Raw genomic sequence first — 16,664 nt, forward strand, 5'->3', positions numbered from 1 at the left:
CAGAGTAGTGGCTGCAGGTGGCCTTGTCGGTGGCCCTGCGGCGGGATTCACGCGGGCAGGTGACCGTTTTCCGGGGCGGTCCCGGTGCTGTGGGTGCCGCCCGTACGGTGGGACCTCCGTTGCCGGCCGCGTCCGGCCCGCCCGTGCGAGGTGCCCGTGACCGTGTCCCCGCCCCCCGCTGCCGGGGAGCCCGGCCCGGACGGCGAGGAGCGTCCGCCGCCTCCGCTGCCCGGGAGTCTCGCCGTGGCGGCTGCGTCGCTGCTGGGTGCGCGGGCCCCGGTGTCGACGTTGGTGCGGGTTCTGGACGAGGCACTGGGCGGGGGCCTGCACGCGGGGCGGCTGTACCTGGTCACCGTCACCGGCCCGGCGGGCGATGACGGACGGCCCGGCGCGGGCGGGGGGCTACTTGCCGCCGGTGCGGTGCGGGCCGCGCTGTTCCGGGATGCGGGCGCCGTCCTGTACGCGTCGTTCGGGCCCTCCGCGCGGGACATCGCCGCGCGGGTGATGGCCGGTCAGCTCCGGTTCAGTTACCGGGCGTTGCGCGAGGGGCGGCTGGAAGGGGCGGCCCGGGCCGCGGTGACCGAGCTGAGCGCCGGGCCGGAAGCCGCGCGGCTGCTGATCGAGGACCGGCCCGGAACCGAGGCCGGTGAACTCTCGCGTCTGGCCCGGGACCTGGAGGGGCTGCGCCTGGTCGTTGTCGACGGGCTCCAGGCGGTGCCCGGCCTCCGGCCGTCGGCGCACGAGGTGGAGGCCGGCGGCGGGGCTGCGCAGGAACTGCGGCGCCTGGCCCGCGATCTCGACGTGCCGGTGCTCGCGGTGGCGGAGACCGGCGACGATGACGGCGACGGCTTGCGCGCCGTCCTCGCCCCGGACGTCGTGGTCGCGCTGACCTTCGCCGCGGACGACGCCGGCTTCAACGTCGGCTACAACGCCCTGGTGGGGGACCGGGCGTGGGTGACCGAGTGCGATCTCGGCCTGCGGACCGAGGTGGATATCCGTACCGACCTGGCGCGCGCCCGGCTGATCGGACCGGAGTTCGACGTGCACAGGGCGTTCGGCTCCGATGAGGGCCGTCTGGTCGTGGACGCGCTCACGGATGCGGCCCAAGGCCTGACGGAGGCGTCCGAGGGTCTGCCCGAAGGCCTGGGTAAGAGGCTGGGGCAGTTGTGCAGGGGCATACCCGACAGCTTCTCCGGGCTGGAGTTCGGGGATCTGCCGGACGAGGCGCAGCAGGCGGTTCTGCAGGAATGGGCAGGGCGGCCCCCGCTGCCGGACACGGACTGGGGACGCCGTCTGGGCGCGGCCCTCGGCGCGTTCTACGCTCATGCCGTCGCGCACGGCTACGACCCGGAGGACGAGATCCCCCGCGAGCCCTGAACCCCTCCCCGCACCGGCCGACTGCTCGCCGATGTGCTGGAAGGCGGGTGCGAGTTGGCGAGGAAGGGCGGGCGGTTTCCGCTATGATGCCGACCGGCAGGACGCGCACCGCCGACCGCCGATGCTGTATCCCCGCCCGCGCCGGGACAGCTCAGACGGCCAAGGTCCCCACCCGGGCCCGCGACACCCACCCGCACGACTGCGGGCAGGCGCGGGATGCCCGGAGAGACGACGTCATGCCACGCAACCAGTCCCGCGCAGGTCAGCGCGCCCGCGCCGCGCAGAAGACCACGGGCCGCAAGAACAAGTACACCGAGCTGCTGCGCGCCAAGCTCGGCCCGGGCGGCGCCCGCCGGGAGCCCGGCCACGCCGAGCCCGCCCGCCGTGTCGCCGCCCAACTGCGCGCCGGCTTCGGCGCCGAGGGGGAGAAGGCGGCACGCCTGGTGGACGCGGCGGTGGCCTGGGCGGTGAAGGACCGCGAACTCAAGCACGCCCTGCTGCGCGCGCAAGGCGACCTCGCCGCCCGCGCCCGCCTTCAGCCCGCCCTGGACGAGCACGCCGCCGGTGAGGTCACGGTGCACGACGCGCCCCTCGTCCAGGTCGTCTACATGGTGCTGGAGGCGGCCGCCTGGGAAGAGACAGAGGCGAGCGCGGAGTTGCTGCGCGCGGCCGCGGACGTCCTGGACTGGCTCGTCGGCGCCAGCCACATCTGCAATGCCGCGATCTACGGGGTGCGGGCCGACGGCTGGCTCACCGAGCCGAGGATGTTCGAGCGGATCTACACCACGACTGCGCCGGTTGCGGTCGTCGCGGCGGCGGCCCTGCGCACGATGCGGGAGGCCGCCCGCGTCCCCGACGAGGACGAAGCGACCGACGCCGACTGCATGTTCACCCTTCAGGAGGCCGTCCGCTTCGCGCGTACCGCCGCCGATCTCGCCGTCCGCCCGGCCGCCTGACCCACGTCGTCACGACCTGCTGCCCCGTGGCCGCGCGCCCGGCACGGGGCAGCACCTGAACAAGGCACCCTCCTGACCAGGTCTCTGACGCGAGCCCGCCTGATGGCGGCGACCTCGGGCACCACGCCCGCGGTCGCCACCGCTTGTCATCGAGCTGACTCGTGGCAGCGGCGGTAGTACGCGCACTGCTCGGGCGTGAGCCGGCGGACCGCGAGCCCGCCACACGCCGCACACCAGCGCTCGCCGGAGCCGTCCTTGAACAGCAACTGCTCCCAGAGCTCGGCCAGGGTGTCGAATCCCGGGCCGGGGTGCGGCTCGGCCGTCGGCAGCAGGGGCAGGAACTCGGCGAGCGTGAGGATCTCGTGCTGGGCACCCACTTCCTGTGCTCAGGAACAGCCGTCGCCGTGGGAGAAGGTGGTCTGCGCCCGGGCTGCGGCCCGGGGGATTCTCGATCAGCCCGTGGTGCCGGGGAGACGAAAGCCGAGCGAGCGGATCGCCCCGTGGCGCCAAGCGGTGGCGCCAAGCGTTCGGGGGACGGTTACGGTGTCCGTCCCTCCGAACTCAACGGCTGGGGGTCAAGCGAATCGGCGCCCGGGGCAGACGGATCAGACCTCGGGCAACAGCTCCAGAGCCTCCGTGGACTCTGCCGACCCATCGGCACCCAGCACCTTGCGAACGTGCCGCAGCACTCCTGCGGGCAGTTCGGCACGGTGGATCGTCTCTACCGGCGCGCTGCGTGTCCAGCCGGTGCGGTCCAGCAGCGTGGCCAGGGTGATGGCCTTGGCGTCCCATGCGGAGGCGTCATCGAAATGCACCGCGACCTGCGAGACGGACGTCTCCACGCCCTCGCCTCGCAGACGCTGGAGAATGCCCTGGGCCTCCTGCTTCTGGCCCCTGGTCAACTGGTCGTACCTCATCGTGCTCCCTCTTGCCGTCGCGAGTGGCGCCAGCCTGGTGTGCGTGGCGCTGTTCCCCCATGGGGCTGATGACGGCGCGCATCTGCGCGCGACCCCTCCTGGGGAAACCCCGAAACGGGGCGATGAGTCCTCCGACCGTACCACTGAGGTTCGGCTCCGCCGGTACACCGAGCGTCCCGGCCGCTGCCTCCGTGTGGAAGCACCCGCCCCGGGCTGCCATGCCGATCACCGGCACGAGACGGTGTCCGGCGTACGTCCCCCTGCCAGGAGGGCGAGCTGCGGCCGCTGCGACGTGCTCGGAGCCGCGCAGCCTGCCAACGTCAGCCCCTGTCGGGCCCAACAGGCCCGACAGGGGCTGACGTGCGTCTGCTGGTGCCGCTCAGACCGTCAGCAGGCCCACGCGTTCACGATCCCGTGCTCCTCCTGGCCGTGGACGACCCCGGAGAACACACGGAGCTGGACGCGGCCCTTCACCGTCTCCCGCACGCCCCACGGGGTGTCGGGCAGGGTCAGCGTCTGCGTGCACTCGTTGCACCCGAAGCTGCAGCGGAAGGTGTCCTCCCACTCCGTCAGGTTCTCGCCGTTGGCGACCCGCATGGTGTGGACGAGGACCGCGCCGTCCTCGCAGTCGCACTCCTCGCCGTGCAGTCCGCCGGATTCTCCGCACGGACACGGCTGTCCCGGCTCCTGCCGAGCATCGTGGAACAGCTGCGCCTTGAGCGCGCGCTTCGTGGCCTCTGCCTCATCGGCGGCCTGGCCGGCCGACGTGCCCTCCCCATGAGTCGTCATGCCTCCAACGCTAGCGGTGCCACCAGACGCCGCCGGACGACTTGGAGCACCTTTCTCGACGAGTCCGGGCGGCGGGACGCCGGACGAGGCCGGTCGGTTCGCCCTCCCGCGCGGCGGAACGGGCGGCCCGGCCCCGCGTTCGCGGGCCCGCCGATGGCGAACACTGCCGCAGCAGGGACCACCACCTCGGGGAGAGCACGTATGGCATCGGACGATCTGCTGGTCGTCGGCCTCGATCTGGAGACCGGACGGGAAGTCCATGTCGATGAGCGGCCGATGGAACAGTGGCGTCGGCTCGGCTACGGCGACCGCGAGAGCGTGGTGTGCGCGGCCTGCTTCAGAGGGCTGGACGGCGTCGCGGAGGGCACCCGTGTGCCACTGGTGCCCAGGGGCAGGACCGGCGGCAGCCGACGCTTCCACTTCGCTCATCCCTCGGGCATGGCCCCAACCGGCGGCCACCACCCCGAGACCCTCTGGCATTTGGAGGCGAAGCTGCTCCTGGAACGCTGGGCGCGCTCGCTGCCGAACATCGCCGAGGCCCGCCAGGAGCAGTGGATCCCCACCCGCGAGCGCCGTGCCGATGTCCACGTGCGTCTGGCGGACGGATCGCGCCTGGCCCTGGAGGCCCAAACCAGCCTGATCACGGACCAGTTGTGGCAGGCTCGCCACCGCGATTACGCCGCAGCCGGCATCCAGGACATCTGGTTCATGCGCCCCGGGGTGGCCCTGCCGCATGTGCTGTTCGCAGAACAGGCTCCGGTATGCGTCATGGAGCTCGCGGAGGGCATGGTCCGCGTGGTGTGGGGCAGGCCCCACCTGCGCAGCGGCCGCTGGTGGGAGGCCGGGGACCTGACGGTCTTCGCGCTGCACCACCCGCCCTGCCCGGGCGATGACGTCCATGAGGAAACGGTCCCCCTCGCCGAACTCGGCCTGAGCGCACGGGGCCTGGTCTGGCCGGAGTACCTCACCGACAAGCTCGCCGGCGAACACCGTGCGATCCTGCAGCGCGCGGACAGCGCCCGCGCCCAGGCGGAGGAGGACAACCGGCGACGGCACCGCCTGGCCGCCCAGGCGGCCCGAGGTCCTCGGCTGTCCGTGGCGAGCGGGCAACGGAGCGCACCGCCGCGCACCAGAACCGCGGGCCGGGCCGGTACGCGCAAGCCGCGTTGCGCGGTGTGCGCAAAGCCCCTGGCTGACGTTCTGGTGCCCTACGGCACGCATCCCGCTTTCCGGGACGGGGAGGGCTGGACCGACTGCCTCGGCCAGCCGTGCACCGTTTACCCGGCGCGGCCCGCTCCCGGCGCGGCCAGGGCCGCGTGACTGGGGTGGCGCGGCCATGCCGGCCGGGGTGATGCCGTCTCAGAAGCCGGGCAGGAGCGCGCGCAGATCTCGCTTGACGCGGTCGGCGAGCTGCTGCCCGTCGCTGGCGGTCCACTGGTGACGGGCCCCGACCAGCGGGAGGACCTTCGAGCCCGGCGTGATGGGGAGCGTCTCCGCACTGGCCACCCACATCACCGGGCCGGGACGCGGCAGGGTCAGCACGGGGCTGCCGGGTGAGACGCCGAACCGGCGCATCTGCTGGCCGAGCGGGGAGTCCCAGAACTCCGGCCCGGCCAGGTAGCCGACGTACAGGACGAGCCAGCTCGAGACCTCGGCGTCGTCGGGGTTCTTGCACAGCCACAGGGCGTACGTCGCCGCCGCCCCGTCCTCGGCCTGAGCCCACATCTGGGCGTCCGGATCGAGCTTCTCGGCGCCGTCGCGGCGCAGACCGAGCAAGGCCACCTCAAGAGGTCCGATCACATCGGCGTAGACGTCCTTGAAGGCCGCATCGGCCAGAACCCGCCCGGTCAGGTAACCGTCCGGCGCGAGCCGCCAGTCGGTGAGGGCGTCCGGCAGCACTGAGCGCAGATGATCTTGCAGCGTGATGACGGCGACCGGGAGCGCGTCGGGGCCGCGGCGCTGGTGCTCGGCCTGGGGCACGCGCACGTACCAGGCGTAGTAGGTGCCCTCGGCGGTGCCGTTCATGGAGTCGTAGTCGACGCAGTGGCTGTAGACGCAGCCCAGGGTGCCGGCCAGTTCGGTCATGCTCTGCGCGGTGCGGTCCGCCAGCCCTTCGGCTACCAGTTGCCCAGGATCGCTGACCTCCAGGCGCCACACCACCCAGTCCGTATCGGTGAAGTCGTCCTCGGGAGGCTGCCGCACCTGCGGCTCGCGGTGGGATGGCCGGTCGCCGACGCCAGCGGTGCCGACGCGGCCGAACTCAGTCAGGACCGCCGTGCCGCCGTCGTCGGAGAGGTCCACAGCGCCCGCGTCCCGGCACAGCTCCAGGATGATCCGGACGTCCCGCCGAACCAGCTTCTCGACGAGTTCGTGTTCTTCGTACTCCACGGCGCCGTCGTCGGTCAGCGATCCCCAGACAGCGTCGGCGATCTGGGACGCGGGCAGGGAGCTCGTGGTGCCGCCGAGCAGGTCCCACACCATGACCAGGGCGGCATCCAGCTCGTCCGGCTCGGCGATCGGGGAGACCGAGTTCCACATCGCCCAGTCCAGGACAGCCAGGGCGGCCTGCGGCAGAGCGTCGAACATGTCCTTGCGCAAGGCGCCGGGATCGGCGCCCGCGCGCGGGCGGCCGGGTACCTGCTCCAGACGGTTGTCCTCGATCCGCAGCAGACCCGCAGCCTGCGCCCACGACAACACCCGGTGCAGCCCGGCCAGTTCGGCACTGGACCGGATCGGGAACTCCTCGCCGCCGATGACCTCGGCCATGGCATCGCCGGTGTCCAGGGCCTCCACCAGGGCGCGAGCATCCGCGAGCTTGAGGTGGCCGTTGCCGGTCAGAGCCCGGCCGGTACCCCCGACCCAGTCGACGAGGGCCTGCACCTTCTCCGGCATCGTGCGGTCGATCCCCGCGGCGGGCAGTACACCCCGCTGGGCTCCGGCAGGCCGGGACCTGCGCGGGCGCGGCGCTGCGGCCGGTACGGGAACCCGGGGCGCCGCGGGCATGAGCGGAGGCCGGGTGAGAAGGTCGGGCACGCGCAGCGGGCCGCGCTCGCGGGGGCTGGTGCCGGGGCTCCACAGAGCATGGGGCCAGGGCACGCCCAGCCCGCCGTGATCGGCATCGGCGGCGCTGTAGAGGCGGTCGTAGTACAGGGGATCAGGGATCTGGGCGAGCGGCAGCGGCACGAGCCGCTCACCGGCGGCGCGCAGGTAGGCCTGGCCGCAGCCGTCGCACCAGTGCACCGGCCCGTCCTCGTTGAGGGCCGCGCCGTACTCGTGCGCCTGGTCGAGCGTGGCGCGGGTGAAGTCCCTGGCACCGCCGCACGGGCACCGGTCGTAGCGGTAGAGGTCGAGCTCGGCAGTGTCGTCGCGTTCCTCGGCCAGCCAGGCCGGGTGAATCCCGAGGACCCCGGCGAGTTGCTCGCGCTGCGCGGGGGAGGGGTGGGCGCTGCCCGCGGCCCAGCGGGCGACGTGGTGCGCGCCGGTGCCGAGTCCGGCCGCGAGCGCGACCGTCGTGGTCTTGGTCGAGGCCTGCAGCAGCCGCAGCCGCCACGCGAACCCGGGAAGGGCCAGCAGCGTCCATGCCGGGTGGGCGGCGGCATCGACGTACCCGGCGTCGTAGCGCGGGTCGAGGTCGTGCCGCTCGTTGTGCCCGGCGGCCCGTTCACCCAGCACGCGCGCGAGCCACACCCGCCCGCCCGGCGCATCGGTGACATCGCTGCTCCCGCGCCCGGCCAGCAGCCTTGCGGCCTCCTCGAGTTCGGTACCGATGTCCTCGTATGTCACCAGGGCGAAGCAGCAGGCCAGCAGACGCGTGGCGACCTCCCGGCCAGCCTCGCCGCCGTCCCGCGCCCCGGCCCGGAGCGCGACGATGCCGTCCGCACCGCGCAGGAAAGCCCGCTCCGCCGCCTTGTCCCAGCGCCCCGACCACATGCCTGCTCGTCCCTCCCCGCCCGGCGCCCGCCCGCACCCCCTTCGGGTACGCGCACGGCCGACGTCAGGCCTCCAGTTGACCGTCAAAAGCCCGGGCTCCACCGGAAACCGGCGAATATCCTGCGGCATTAACAGCATAGCCTCCCTGCGCGCTACGCTGCTATTCGTTCCCGGCAATCAGAGGAGGTGAATTACCCATGCCCCGAACAAAAGTACGCACCCGGGCGGCGCGGCGTGTGCCGTGGCCGGACCTCGTGCGGCTCCTGGTGGAGCTCGCGCGGATCGTGTTCGTCCTGATCCGGTAGTGCGGGCCGCCTCTTGGCGGCCCGCACCCTCCTGATCCCCGGAACCGCTCCCGGCGTCGGACCTTGCGGAGCGGACCGCGGCAGCCCCGGCGGGAAATCCCGCCGGGGCTGCCAGTGTATCGAAATCACAGACCAGCAAAGACCGAAGCGAAAAAATCCGGGGAAGAACATTCGGAACAATTTTCCTCCACCTCCGGGAAATTCAACGTCGCCACGAAAAGAAGACTCCCGCGCGAAAAGACGAAAGAGAGGAGCTGCCGGAAAATCCGTGACGAAAATGACGGCGACAAGCAAACCAAACCGCGGTCGCGAAATTATCCGCCGCGCAAAAGACCGGCGAAAAGAATCCAGCCGCACCAACCCATCCCGTACACACCATCCAATGTGTACAGTTCGGGGGTATGGATGACACGTACCCGCTGGTGCAGGCCCGCGACGAGCTCGGCAAGCTCGTCAACCGGGTCCGCCACGGCCACGAGACCATCGTGATCAGCGACTACGGCACCCCCGCCGCAGCCCTGATCCCCGTCGACGAACTCGCCGAGCTGCGCCGCCTGCGGGACGAGGCCGACAGCGCCGACGCCGAGGCCCGCAAAGCCGCCGGCGGACCGGTGGTGACGCACGAGGCGTTCATGGCCGAACTGGAGACCGAGGACCGGCAGGCCGCCGCGTCGTGACCAGCACCACCTACACCGTGGTGTGGCAGCACCAGGCCACCACCGAGTTCCGCCGCCTGCGCCAGCTCGACCCCCAAGGGGCCAAGGAGTGCGCCGCCGCCGTACGCGCCCTGGCCGACGACCCCCGCCCGCCCGAAGCCCGGCAGCTGGGCGGCTCCGCCTACTGGCGGATGCCGGTGGGCGACTGGCGCATCCTGTACGAGCCCGACGACGAGACGATCACCGTGCTCGTACTGAAGGTCGGCCGCGTTCCCTGAACCCGCTGATCACGGCCCGCAACACGCGGCGCCCAGGCGGGCCCCTGACCGGCCTCTTACAGGGCGGCTGACCACCGGCCGCGTGAGAGCGTGGTTTCGCCATCCGGGGTGATGGTGACGCGGGCTCCGGTCACCGGCAGCTCCCCGCCGATGATGAGGCGGTCGAGGACATCGGTCAGCACGTCCCACAGGCGGCGGGGACCGCCTTGGTGGACCGTCGGCAGGTCGCGGGACTTCTTGGCGCTGGCGCGGGCCCAGGAGCCGTCTGGGTGAGCCATCCACACGGTGCGCCCGCCGCCCTCGTGCCGCTCGGTACGGTGCTCGATGCCGGGCGCCTCCAGCTCCAGGGTGGCGTGCACGGCCCAGGAGTCCGGGACGTAGGTGAGCGGGTAACGGCTGACGGACGTCTCCCCCTCCTCGTCCGCGGTCTGCCACACCTCGGCTGCTGGCGAGACGTCGTCGTAGTCGTCACCGTGGCGGGTGCGCATGAACGTGGCCTGGTCGGAGGCGATGAAGCCTCGGGCGCTGCCGTCCGGCGTCTTGTCGGCGACGAGGATCAGCGCAGTGCCGGTGATGGTGGTGACCAGCCGGCCCCCGGGGCGTAGCGCGGTCAGCCACGAGGCGGGCACGGGCCGGACGGAGACGGTGGACACGATGCGGTCGAAGTCGCCGGGCAGCGTCTCGGTGAGGTCGCCTACGGCGGTGTGCGGGTGCAGGCCGATACTGGCCAGCCGGTCGGTCGCGGCCTCCACCAGGTACGGATCGACGTCCACGCTCGTCACGAGTTCGTCGCCCAGGCGCCTGCAGGCCAGGGCCGTGCCGTATCCGGTGCCGGTGGTCACCAGGGTGCGGGAGCCGTCACCGAGCATCGCGTGCCGGTACATGGTGGCGATCAGGCTGGGCAGAGTCGAGGACGAGGTCGGCCACCTGCCGTACGGCACCACGGTGCCCGGCTCGACGAGATCGGCGTGGTCGGTGCCGATCCGGGTCACGAGAGTCTGATTGCGGTAGGCGGCCTTGAACCAGGCCTCGGGGTCATCGGGACCGTTGCGGGCCACCCGGCCGTGGGCGTCCCGCTCCCACCAGTTCGGCACGAACAGGTGCCGGGGGGTGGAGGCGATCGGCCGCCACCACGGTGACTCCGGCCGCAGATGCCCGTCGGCAAGACGGCGGGCATGAGTCTCCCAGTCCAGATCCAAGTCCCTGCAGTCCCTTCCGTGTCCGCTCGCTTGTCCGTGTCAGCCGTCGTCGGCCGGCCCGCACGGCCCGGAGTTGTCCGGCCCGCACGAGCTGTCGTCGTTCGGCGCGCAGTCGGGAGGACAGGGAGCCGCGCCGGCGCGACGCGGGATGCTCGCGGTCACCTCAGCCCATCGGTCGCTGGCCAGCACCGACGCCAGGCTCGCGTCCTTGACGTTGCCCGCGGTCAGGAACCGCCCCATCTCGCACACCGACACACTCCCGTCCGGGAGAACAGCCGCCTTCGTGCCTCCGCACCGCCCGCACAGCGACGCGGTGGACGGCAACGCGGTGCCCGCAGCGTTGCCGACCGCCCGCACCTTGCTGACGTGTACTTCGTGGACGCCGAGGGCCTGCATCTCGGCACGGGCCCGCTCAGCGCGCTCGTGGTCGCCACCGTCGAGGACGGCGACCTTCAGCCGGATGCCGCGCCTGACGGCCTCGACGATGTTGGCACGCGTCGCCTTGTGCGAGCCTTCTCGGCCGGTGACCGCGTCATGCTCAGCTGCGACGGTGCTGTGGTACGTCGTCGCCAGCTGCACGTTGGGGTGCCCGAACAGGCGCCAGTGCTCGTCGCGGATCCGAAGCAGATTGCTGTAGACCCGGACGCACAGGCCGGCGCCGACCGCGCGCCGAACCATCCTGGCGAACGCCGGGTGCAGGGTGGGCTCGCCGCCGATGAGCTGGATGCCCTCGGCGCCGAGGACGACGGCTTCGTCGATGGTCCGGTTCCAGTCGTCCTCGGTCATGCTGCCGTGGCTCCGGGTTGGCCCGGACTCGGCGTAGCAGAGAGTCGGACAGGTCAGCTGGCAACGGTCGGTGATCTCCAACGACAGGAACCGCAGCGTGGCGGGGGCCTCCGGAGCAATCGTCATGACGCGATCGTAGGCCGCTGGCCGTCAACTTGTTTGCTGTTGTGGCTAGTTGGCTCGGCGGCCTGGCCGGGCATGTAGACGGTCCCGTGCCGTTCCCGCGTCCGCAGGGGCTGCAGCGTCGGTGCGTGATCGGGGACGGGCCGGCGGCATGTTCTTCAGTGGCCGGCTGGCGGAGCGCAGAGCCGGCCACTCCGCGCGGCACCCTCCGAGACCCGATGGGCGCCACCGACGGGTGTCATGGACCTGGATGACCACGCGGACACCGCTCGCAGGGGCAGCATCCACAGTGCAATTACGCGCCCTTGGGGCCCCGGATGGTGGTCACCGTGATCACGGGCGGCTGAGTCGCGGGGCTCACCATGTAAGTGACCGCCAGCGCGCCGAGCAGGCCCGTACGGTCATCCTCCGCCCCGGCTGTCCGCGCCAGGGTCGGCCCGCCGTACGGATCGGCGGCCAGCGCTTCCAGGTCTTCCAGCAGTGTGCCCAGCGTCGTGCCGGCGAGCAGTGCACTCAAGGCTTCCCGCGACAGCGCTCCCGGGGCGATGTTCGCCAGCCGCTCCGCGCCGTCCAACTCGCGCAAAGCCTCCCGGGCGCCGTCTGTGAAGACCACTCGATAACGGCTCCGGCTCACAGGATCCCGGCCAGCGCGGGGAACACGTCGCCGAGCTCGTACGTGGCCGCGGTCCCGGACCGGACGGCGCCAGCCGCCGCATCCGCGCCCGCATCGGTGGTCGTCTGCGCAACAGCCGCCCACTGCGCGACCAGCCCGAACAGATCCTCGGGGTCGGCGTCGTCCAAGGCGGCCTGGAAGCGGTCGCGCAGCTCAGGCGGCAGCGCGCGGCGGATCGTGCCGACCGTACGGGGCCGGTCGATCGGCCCCGAAGCGTGGCCGAGGGGTTCAGCGGACATTGCGACCTCCGGTTTCGGTGCCTGACCAGACTACGCGGGCGCACCCAGCAGCGTCAGGCCCTCGGTCCGCCACCCTCCCGGCCAGCCGCTGGCGGCCCGCTCGGCGCACACGGAGGAGGTTCGGTTCAGGTCTGGCCCTGCAGCGGAGGTTCTTCAGGTGCTGGTGGCGCACCTCGTCTCCGGCGGTTCAGATGACCGGCTCCAGCCCCAGGGACCGGATGAAGGCCCGGTAGCGGATGATGTCCTCGCTGGCCGGGCTGTCGTCCTCCGGGTACCGGAGGCAGGCCAGGAACGCGTCGGGATGATCGGAGCGGGAGCCGCGCCACTGGTCGGCGTCGCTCACCATGAGGTCGCGGGTGCCGACGCGGGGCGTCTCGGCCGCGAGGTCGCTCCAGAGCAAGCGGGCCTGCCCCTGGGCGGGAGCGACGATGACCAGCTTGTCGCCGTGCTCAGCGAGGGCCTGGTCCGCGTTCTCGTTCCACGCCAGGGCCAGCGTCGGCCCGTCGAGGCTGAGCGCGATGTACGGCGGCTCCGTGCGTGACTCGGGGCGCGGCCTTCGAGGCTTGCCCGCCTTGATGCGGCCCATCGGCGGCTCCTTCTCCTTGGGGGCGCAGGACAGCGCGGACACAGGGAAGACGCCGACCCGCGCGGTCCCCGCTGTACAACGCCGGCCGCGCCTCCAGGACACGGCCCCTTACACGGCGGAACCCAGGACGGCAGAGGCACCAGCTGCTCCCAGCGCCACATCCCGCGCCTCGGCCGACGCCCACCCTGCCTCCAGCCACGAACCGGTACTCGCCCGCCCGCCACCGACGCCAAACCGAGCAGACAGCGGCCCCCGGGCACTACAGTCGGGTTCCCGTCGTCTGCTCCGAAGGTGGAGTCGTGCACCGCGTTGAGGCCCGCCAGATCTACACGACGTGCCAGGGCGGGGCGACTTCCCACTTCCCCGAGACGGTAGTCGTGCGCTCCTACGAGCCCGGCGCGCGGACCGTTGAGGTGACCGACGAGTCCGGCCGGGACCCTCGCACCTTCGACATCCCCGCGTCCTACTTCCACGCCACGAACACCACGGCGGCGGGCCGCCCCCGGATCACCGGCTACTACCTGACGGGCACCCTCCGCCGGTGACCACGGCGCCCAGCTGAACCAGGACACCGCACCAGCCGCACCTATGTTGCCCTGAGTGCAATCAATAATCGAGTTGCCCTGAGTGCAACTCGAAGACGACCCAACAGAGTTGCACTCAGGGCAACAAGCGGACTCCCCATCTGCTTTGCGCTCGTCGGGTCGCCCAGGATCCGCCAGACCGTTCAGGCGAACAGCCCGATCGCAGCGGCCTCCTCGTACTGCTCCTTCGGCAGCTTCGCACGGCGGCTCCGCGTGTTGCTGCGCCAGACGCCGAGCTGCAGCACGTGATGCACCCCCGCCGCGTCCACGACCGTCTCGCGATGCCCCCGGGGGACACGCACATGGCCTTCCCGCTCCCGGTACTGACGGGCCGCGGCGAGGTTGCGCTCCCAGATGCTGGCCTCCGCCGCCAGCAGCACATCGTCCCCACCCGCCCCGACAGGCAGAGTCCCTCGGACCGCCGGCTGCACCCCCACCTCGAGCAGCCGTTGGCGCTGCTTCTCACTGAGCTGGCCCCAGTCCTTCTGCTGCTGGAGGAGCCACAGGCCGATGTCGTCGCCGAACACGAGCATCCCGGGGCGGAGGTCCGCCAGGGTCGCCCCGCCGTCCAGACAGGTCTTCAGACCGGCGTAGTGGCGCTGCCAGATGATCGACCACTCCCGCGGGTTCCAGTCGGGATCGATCGCACACAGCAGCCCATCACGCCTCCGGGCCCGCTCGGCGTTCTTCCCCAGCCCGCCGGGCCTACGGAAGTTCCGCAGGGCCTCGCCGATCGCCCGCCCGTCGATGACCGCCTCCCGAGGAGCAGCGAGTGTCCCGTACATCGCGAAGTAGCGCCGCGCGCAGGACACCCACACCTCGAAGGCGGCGTCATGGACCGACCACACCATCCCCAACTCGATGAGCAGGTCGAACCGCCACGGCGCCAACACCCCCTCCCGCTGCGCCCGACGCTGCTCACTGACCCACCCACCCAACGCGTAGGGCTCACCGTCCGGCCCCGGCACCGTCTCGTTCAGCGGCACCTTCGCGTGCCCGTGCTCCCCGGCCCACCGGCGCAGCAGGTCGTAGCCGGTCAGCCAGAGCTCGGAGTCGGGCAGCAGGACCCGGCGCTCCACGAACCGCGCGATCAGGTCCGGATCCCGGGGCGTGGAGAACTTCAGCAGCTGCTCCCACATCTCCGCCGCGCGCCGCTGACTCTCCTCGGCCTGCTCCTGGTCGTCACCGCCACTGCCGTCGCCCGCGTCGCCGGCGTCCTTCGCCTTGGGAGGGGTGACGGGCTGGGGGTCCAGACCCGTGACGTCCTCGCTCTCGCCGCGACCGGTGTGCTCGGTGCGCAGCGTCAGCCGCTCGATGAGACCGTCACCGTGGGAGCGCAGCCCCTGCAGCACGGCCACCAGCGGCCGGTAGGAGGCCGAGGTCAGCATATCGTCCGGCTTCTCCCCAGGCCGCAGATACACCGGCACCACGATGCGCGCGATCTTGCCCTCGCCCGGCGCCTGACGAAGGGCCCGCCCCACGTTCTGCACGATCTCCGTCGCACTGCCGCGGGTGTCGGCGAACGCGACCCCGCCGACACCTCGGCGCCCCCGGATGTCCTGCCCCTCCCCGACAGCCTTGCAGGAAGACAAGATCGAAAAGTCCGTCTCGCGCCCCTCCTCGTCCACCCCGTCCCCGAACCGGTCCATGACCAGCCGCCGCACCTCCAGCGTGTGATCCCCGCACAGCCACTCCGCCGACACCCGCTCCGGATACCGCCCAGGATCACCGGCATGCAGCTCCGCCGCGGTCTCCGGGAAAGCCCGCGCGAACGCCATCGCGTCCACGGTGCGGTTGTGGAACGTCATCAACGACTTCACGCCCACCTCCGCCGCCAGCTTCAGCAACGCCGCCTGCAACACCGCCAGCCGACGCCCGCGCACCGCCTCATCGTCCGCATCCGCCCCCGGCGGCTCAGGATCGGCGATCTCCAGCACGTCGACCTCGAACCGCGCCAGCGTCCCGCGCTCCACCGCCTCCACCAGCCCGTAGGTGAACGCCCGCTTCCCGTACACCGCCTCATCGTCCATCGACACCACGAGCCGGTCCCTCCGACCCGCCCGCCCCTCGGGCACCGCCCAGATCTTCGGCGTCGCCGTCAGATACAGCCGCCGATCCGCCACAATCCGCGCGTTGTCATGCACCGCCGCCCACGGCTTCGCCGCATCCCCAGACGTGTGGTGCGCCTCGTCCGCGACCAGAAGATCGAACGGCGCCAACTCCTGCCCATACGCCCCCAGCAACGCCTGCTCAAGCGGCCCCGGAACGTCCTCACCGCCCTCCTGGCGCAAGCTGAGCGAGTCGTAGGTGGCGAACACCCACACCGGCCCCCGCCCGGCCCACAGCCCCAGCTGCGGAGGACTCGTCGTAGCCCGCACCCCGAACTCCGCGAATGCCGGACCCGACTTCGAGACCACCGCCACCCCCCGCCCGGAGAAGCCGGCGGCACGCCACGCCGCCGCCGTCTGCACCAACAGACTCCGCCACGGCGCCAGCCACAGCACCCGGCCGCCAGGAACCACCGCCCGCGCCGTGCCGAACCCCACGGCCGTCTTGCCCGTCCCCGGCGCCGAGACCCCCAAGGCCCGAAGCCCGCCCGGAGGAATCGGAACACCGGCCGGCAACTCCCGTGCCGCCGCGGCGATGTGCTCCCCGACGTGACGCCACTCCGGCGCCCCGCTCCCGCTCACCGGGCACCCCGCGGACAGGACACGAACGAGAGCATCATCAGCCACCGCCTTGCACAGTTTGTGATCTTGTCGAGTTGATCAGAGGTGACACCCGGCGGGCGATTTTCCCAAAGCCTACCCGCTGATGCATCACTAGAAGTCGTGTACTCTGAAGACCTCAACCTACTCCTACAACCAAGATCTCCGCAGGATTCCCCACCGACAGTTGCACAACCAGCCAGGGGGCCGAACAATGACCAAACCGATACCAGTTGGCCGTCGCAACCATCACAACACGGAGGCCACTCCAGTTGATGGTTGCTCAAGTGGTTGCCCACACTGCAACCACTTGAGCAACCATCAAACGACCAGCAGATAAAGGACGCAACAGCCCCCGACCCCGTAGCCAGCCGCTTTTGTCTTGGCAGCAACCACCCGAGGGAGTCAGCGACTTAGACCCAGAGCAACCATTACTGTCCAGATGTCGACCGTAGTTGCTTTTGAGCCGCGTAGCGGATCAAAACCGGGACGCCGTCGGCGTCAAAAGCACCCGCTGCGTAGCAGCGGCGCGTCGTGTCTGCGTAGCAGACCGCGCGC

The 16,664-nt window shown here is 71.5% G+C and carries 16 protein-coding genes; 6 read left to right on the forward strand and 10 right to left on the reverse strand.

The window, feature by feature from the left end; genetic code table 11:
* The first annotated feature begins 162 nt into the window (after window positions 1–162).
* Window positions 163–1,377 (forward strand): DnaB-like helicase C-terminal domain-containing protein, encoded by a 1,215-nt coding sequence (locus ACIBEI_RS23660; protein ID WP_398891924.1) that lies wholly within the window; start codon window positions 163–165, stop codon window positions 1,375–1,377.
* A gap of 236 nt (window positions 1,378–1,613) precedes the next feature.
* A complete protein-coding gene (locus tag ACIBEI_RS23665) occupies window positions 1,614–2,333 on the forward strand; it encodes a hypothetical protein (protein WP_398891926.1) in 720 nt (239 codons plus the stop codon).
* A gap of 146 nt (window positions 2,334–2,479) precedes the next feature.
* Here ACIBEI_RS23665 and ACIBEI_RS23670 read toward each other — a convergent pair whose 3' ends face one another.
* The 3 genes from ACIBEI_RS23670 to ACIBEI_RS23680 form a co-directional block, all read right to left on the reverse strand.
* A complete protein-coding gene (locus tag ACIBEI_RS23670) occupies window positions 2,480–2,710 on the reverse strand; it encodes a hypothetical protein (protein ID WP_398891928.1) in 231 nt (76 codons plus the stop codon).
* Between the two features lie 228 nt (window positions 2,711–2,938).
* Entirely contained in the window at window positions 2,939–3,250 is a 312-nt protein-coding gene (locus tag ACIBEI_RS23675; protein ID WP_398891930.1) for a hypothetical protein, read from the reverse strand.
* Between the two features lie 387 nt (window positions 3,251–3,637).
* The gene (locus tag ACIBEI_RS23680; protein ID WP_398891932.1) at window positions 3,638–4,039 is read right to left on the reverse strand and encodes a hypothetical protein; all 402 of its coding nucleotides are present in this window, start codon (window positions 4,037–4,039) and stop codon (window positions 3,638–3,640) included.
* Window positions 4,040–4,240: 201 nt separating this feature from the next.
* On the opposite strand from ACIBEI_RS23680, the gene ACIBEI_RS23685 reads away from it, so the two are divergent.
* Window positions 4,241–5,359, forward strand: a complete 1,119-nt coding sequence (locus ACIBEI_RS23685; protein ID WP_398891934.1) for a competence protein CoiA family protein — start codon at window positions 4,241–4,243, stop codon at window positions 5,357–5,359.
* Window positions 5,360–5,398: 39 nt separating this feature from the next.
* Here ACIBEI_RS23685 and ACIBEI_RS23690 read toward each other — a convergent pair whose 3' ends face one another.
* Window positions 5,399–7,969, reverse strand: a complete 2,571-nt coding sequence (locus ACIBEI_RS23690; protein ID WP_398891936.1) for a hypothetical protein — start codon at window positions 7,967–7,969, stop codon at window positions 5,399–5,401.
* Between the two features lie 706 nt (window positions 7,970–8,675).
* Between ACIBEI_RS23690 and ACIBEI_RS23695 the strand changes: the two genes are divergently transcribed.
* Both ACIBEI_RS23695 and ACIBEI_RS23700 read left to right on the forward strand, forming a co-directional pair.
* On the forward strand, window positions 8,676–8,951 hold the full coding sequence (locus ACIBEI_RS23695; protein WP_398891938.1) for a type II toxin-antitoxin system Phd/YefM family antitoxin: 276 nt from the start codon (window positions 8,676–8,678) through the stop codon (window positions 8,949–8,951).
* Window positions 8,948–9,208 carry a type II toxin-antitoxin system RelE/ParE family toxin gene (locus tag ACIBEI_RS23700; RefSeq protein ID WP_398891940.1) on the forward strand — a complete coding sequence of 87 codons (261 nt, stop codon included), beginning with the start codon at window positions 8,948–8,950 and terminating at the stop codon, window positions 9,206–9,208. The genes ACIBEI_RS23695 and ACIBEI_RS23700 overlap by 4 nt, the downstream gene beginning before the upstream one ends.
* 56 nt (window positions 9,209–9,264) lie before the next feature.
* On the opposite strand, the gene ACIBEI_RS23705 is transcribed toward ACIBEI_RS23700, so the two are convergent.
* The 5 genes from ACIBEI_RS23705 to ACIBEI_RS23725 form a co-directional block, all read right to left on the reverse strand.
* Complete coding sequence (locus ACIBEI_RS23705; protein ID WP_398891959.1) at window positions 9,265–10,401, reverse strand: protein-L-isoaspartate(D-aspartate) O-methyltransferase; 1,137 nt, start codon at window positions 10,399–10,401, stop codon at window positions 9,265–9,267.
* A gap of 45 nt (window positions 10,402–10,446) precedes the next feature.
* The gene (locus tag ACIBEI_RS23710; protein WP_398891942.1) at window positions 10,447–11,319 is read right to left on the reverse strand and encodes a radical SAM protein; all 873 of its coding nucleotides are present in this window, start codon (window positions 11,317–11,319) and stop codon (window positions 10,447–10,449) included.
* A gap of 292 nt (window positions 11,320–11,611) precedes the next feature.
* Window positions 11,612–11,929 carry a hypothetical protein gene (locus ACIBEI_RS23715; RefSeq protein WP_391223084.1) on the reverse strand — a complete coding sequence of 106 codons (318 nt, stop codon included), beginning with the start codon at window positions 11,927–11,929 and terminating at the stop codon, window positions 11,612–11,614.
* 17 nt (window positions 11,930–11,946) lie between these two features.
* Window positions 11,947–12,228 (reverse strand): hypothetical protein, encoded by a 282-nt coding sequence (locus tag ACIBEI_RS23720; RefSeq protein ID WP_398891945.1) that lies wholly within the window; start codon window positions 12,226–12,228, stop codon window positions 11,947–11,949.
* 187 nt (window positions 12,229–12,415) lie between these two features.
* Window positions 12,416–12,814 carry a hypothetical protein gene (locus tag ACIBEI_RS23725; protein WP_398891947.1) on the reverse strand — a complete coding sequence of 133 codons (399 nt, stop codon included), beginning with the start codon at window positions 12,812–12,814 and terminating at the stop codon, window positions 12,416–12,418.
* A gap of 299 nt (window positions 12,815–13,113) precedes the next feature.
* Between ACIBEI_RS23725 and ACIBEI_RS23730 the strand changes: the two genes are divergently transcribed.
* On the forward strand, window positions 13,114–13,359 hold the full coding sequence (locus tag ACIBEI_RS23730) for a hypothetical protein (protein ID WP_398891949.1): 246 nt from the start codon (window positions 13,114–13,116) through the stop codon (window positions 13,357–13,359).
* Between the two features lie 182 nt (window positions 13,360–13,541).
* Here the strand turns inward: ACIBEI_RS23730 and ACIBEI_RS23735 are convergent, their stop codons facing one another.
* Window positions 13,542–16,088, reverse strand: coding sequence for a Helicase associated domain protein (locus tag ACIBEI_RS23735; RefSeq protein ID WP_398891951.1), 2,547 nt, complete (start codon window positions 16,086–16,088; stop codon window positions 13,542–13,544).
* Between the last annotated feature and the right edge of the window lie 576 nt (window positions 16,089–16,664).

The sequence above is a fragment of the Streptomyces sp. NPDC050988 genome (assembly GCF_044456225.1).
Classification (GTDB): Bacteria; Actinomycetota; Actinomycetes; order Streptomycetales; family Streptomycetaceae; genus Streptomyces.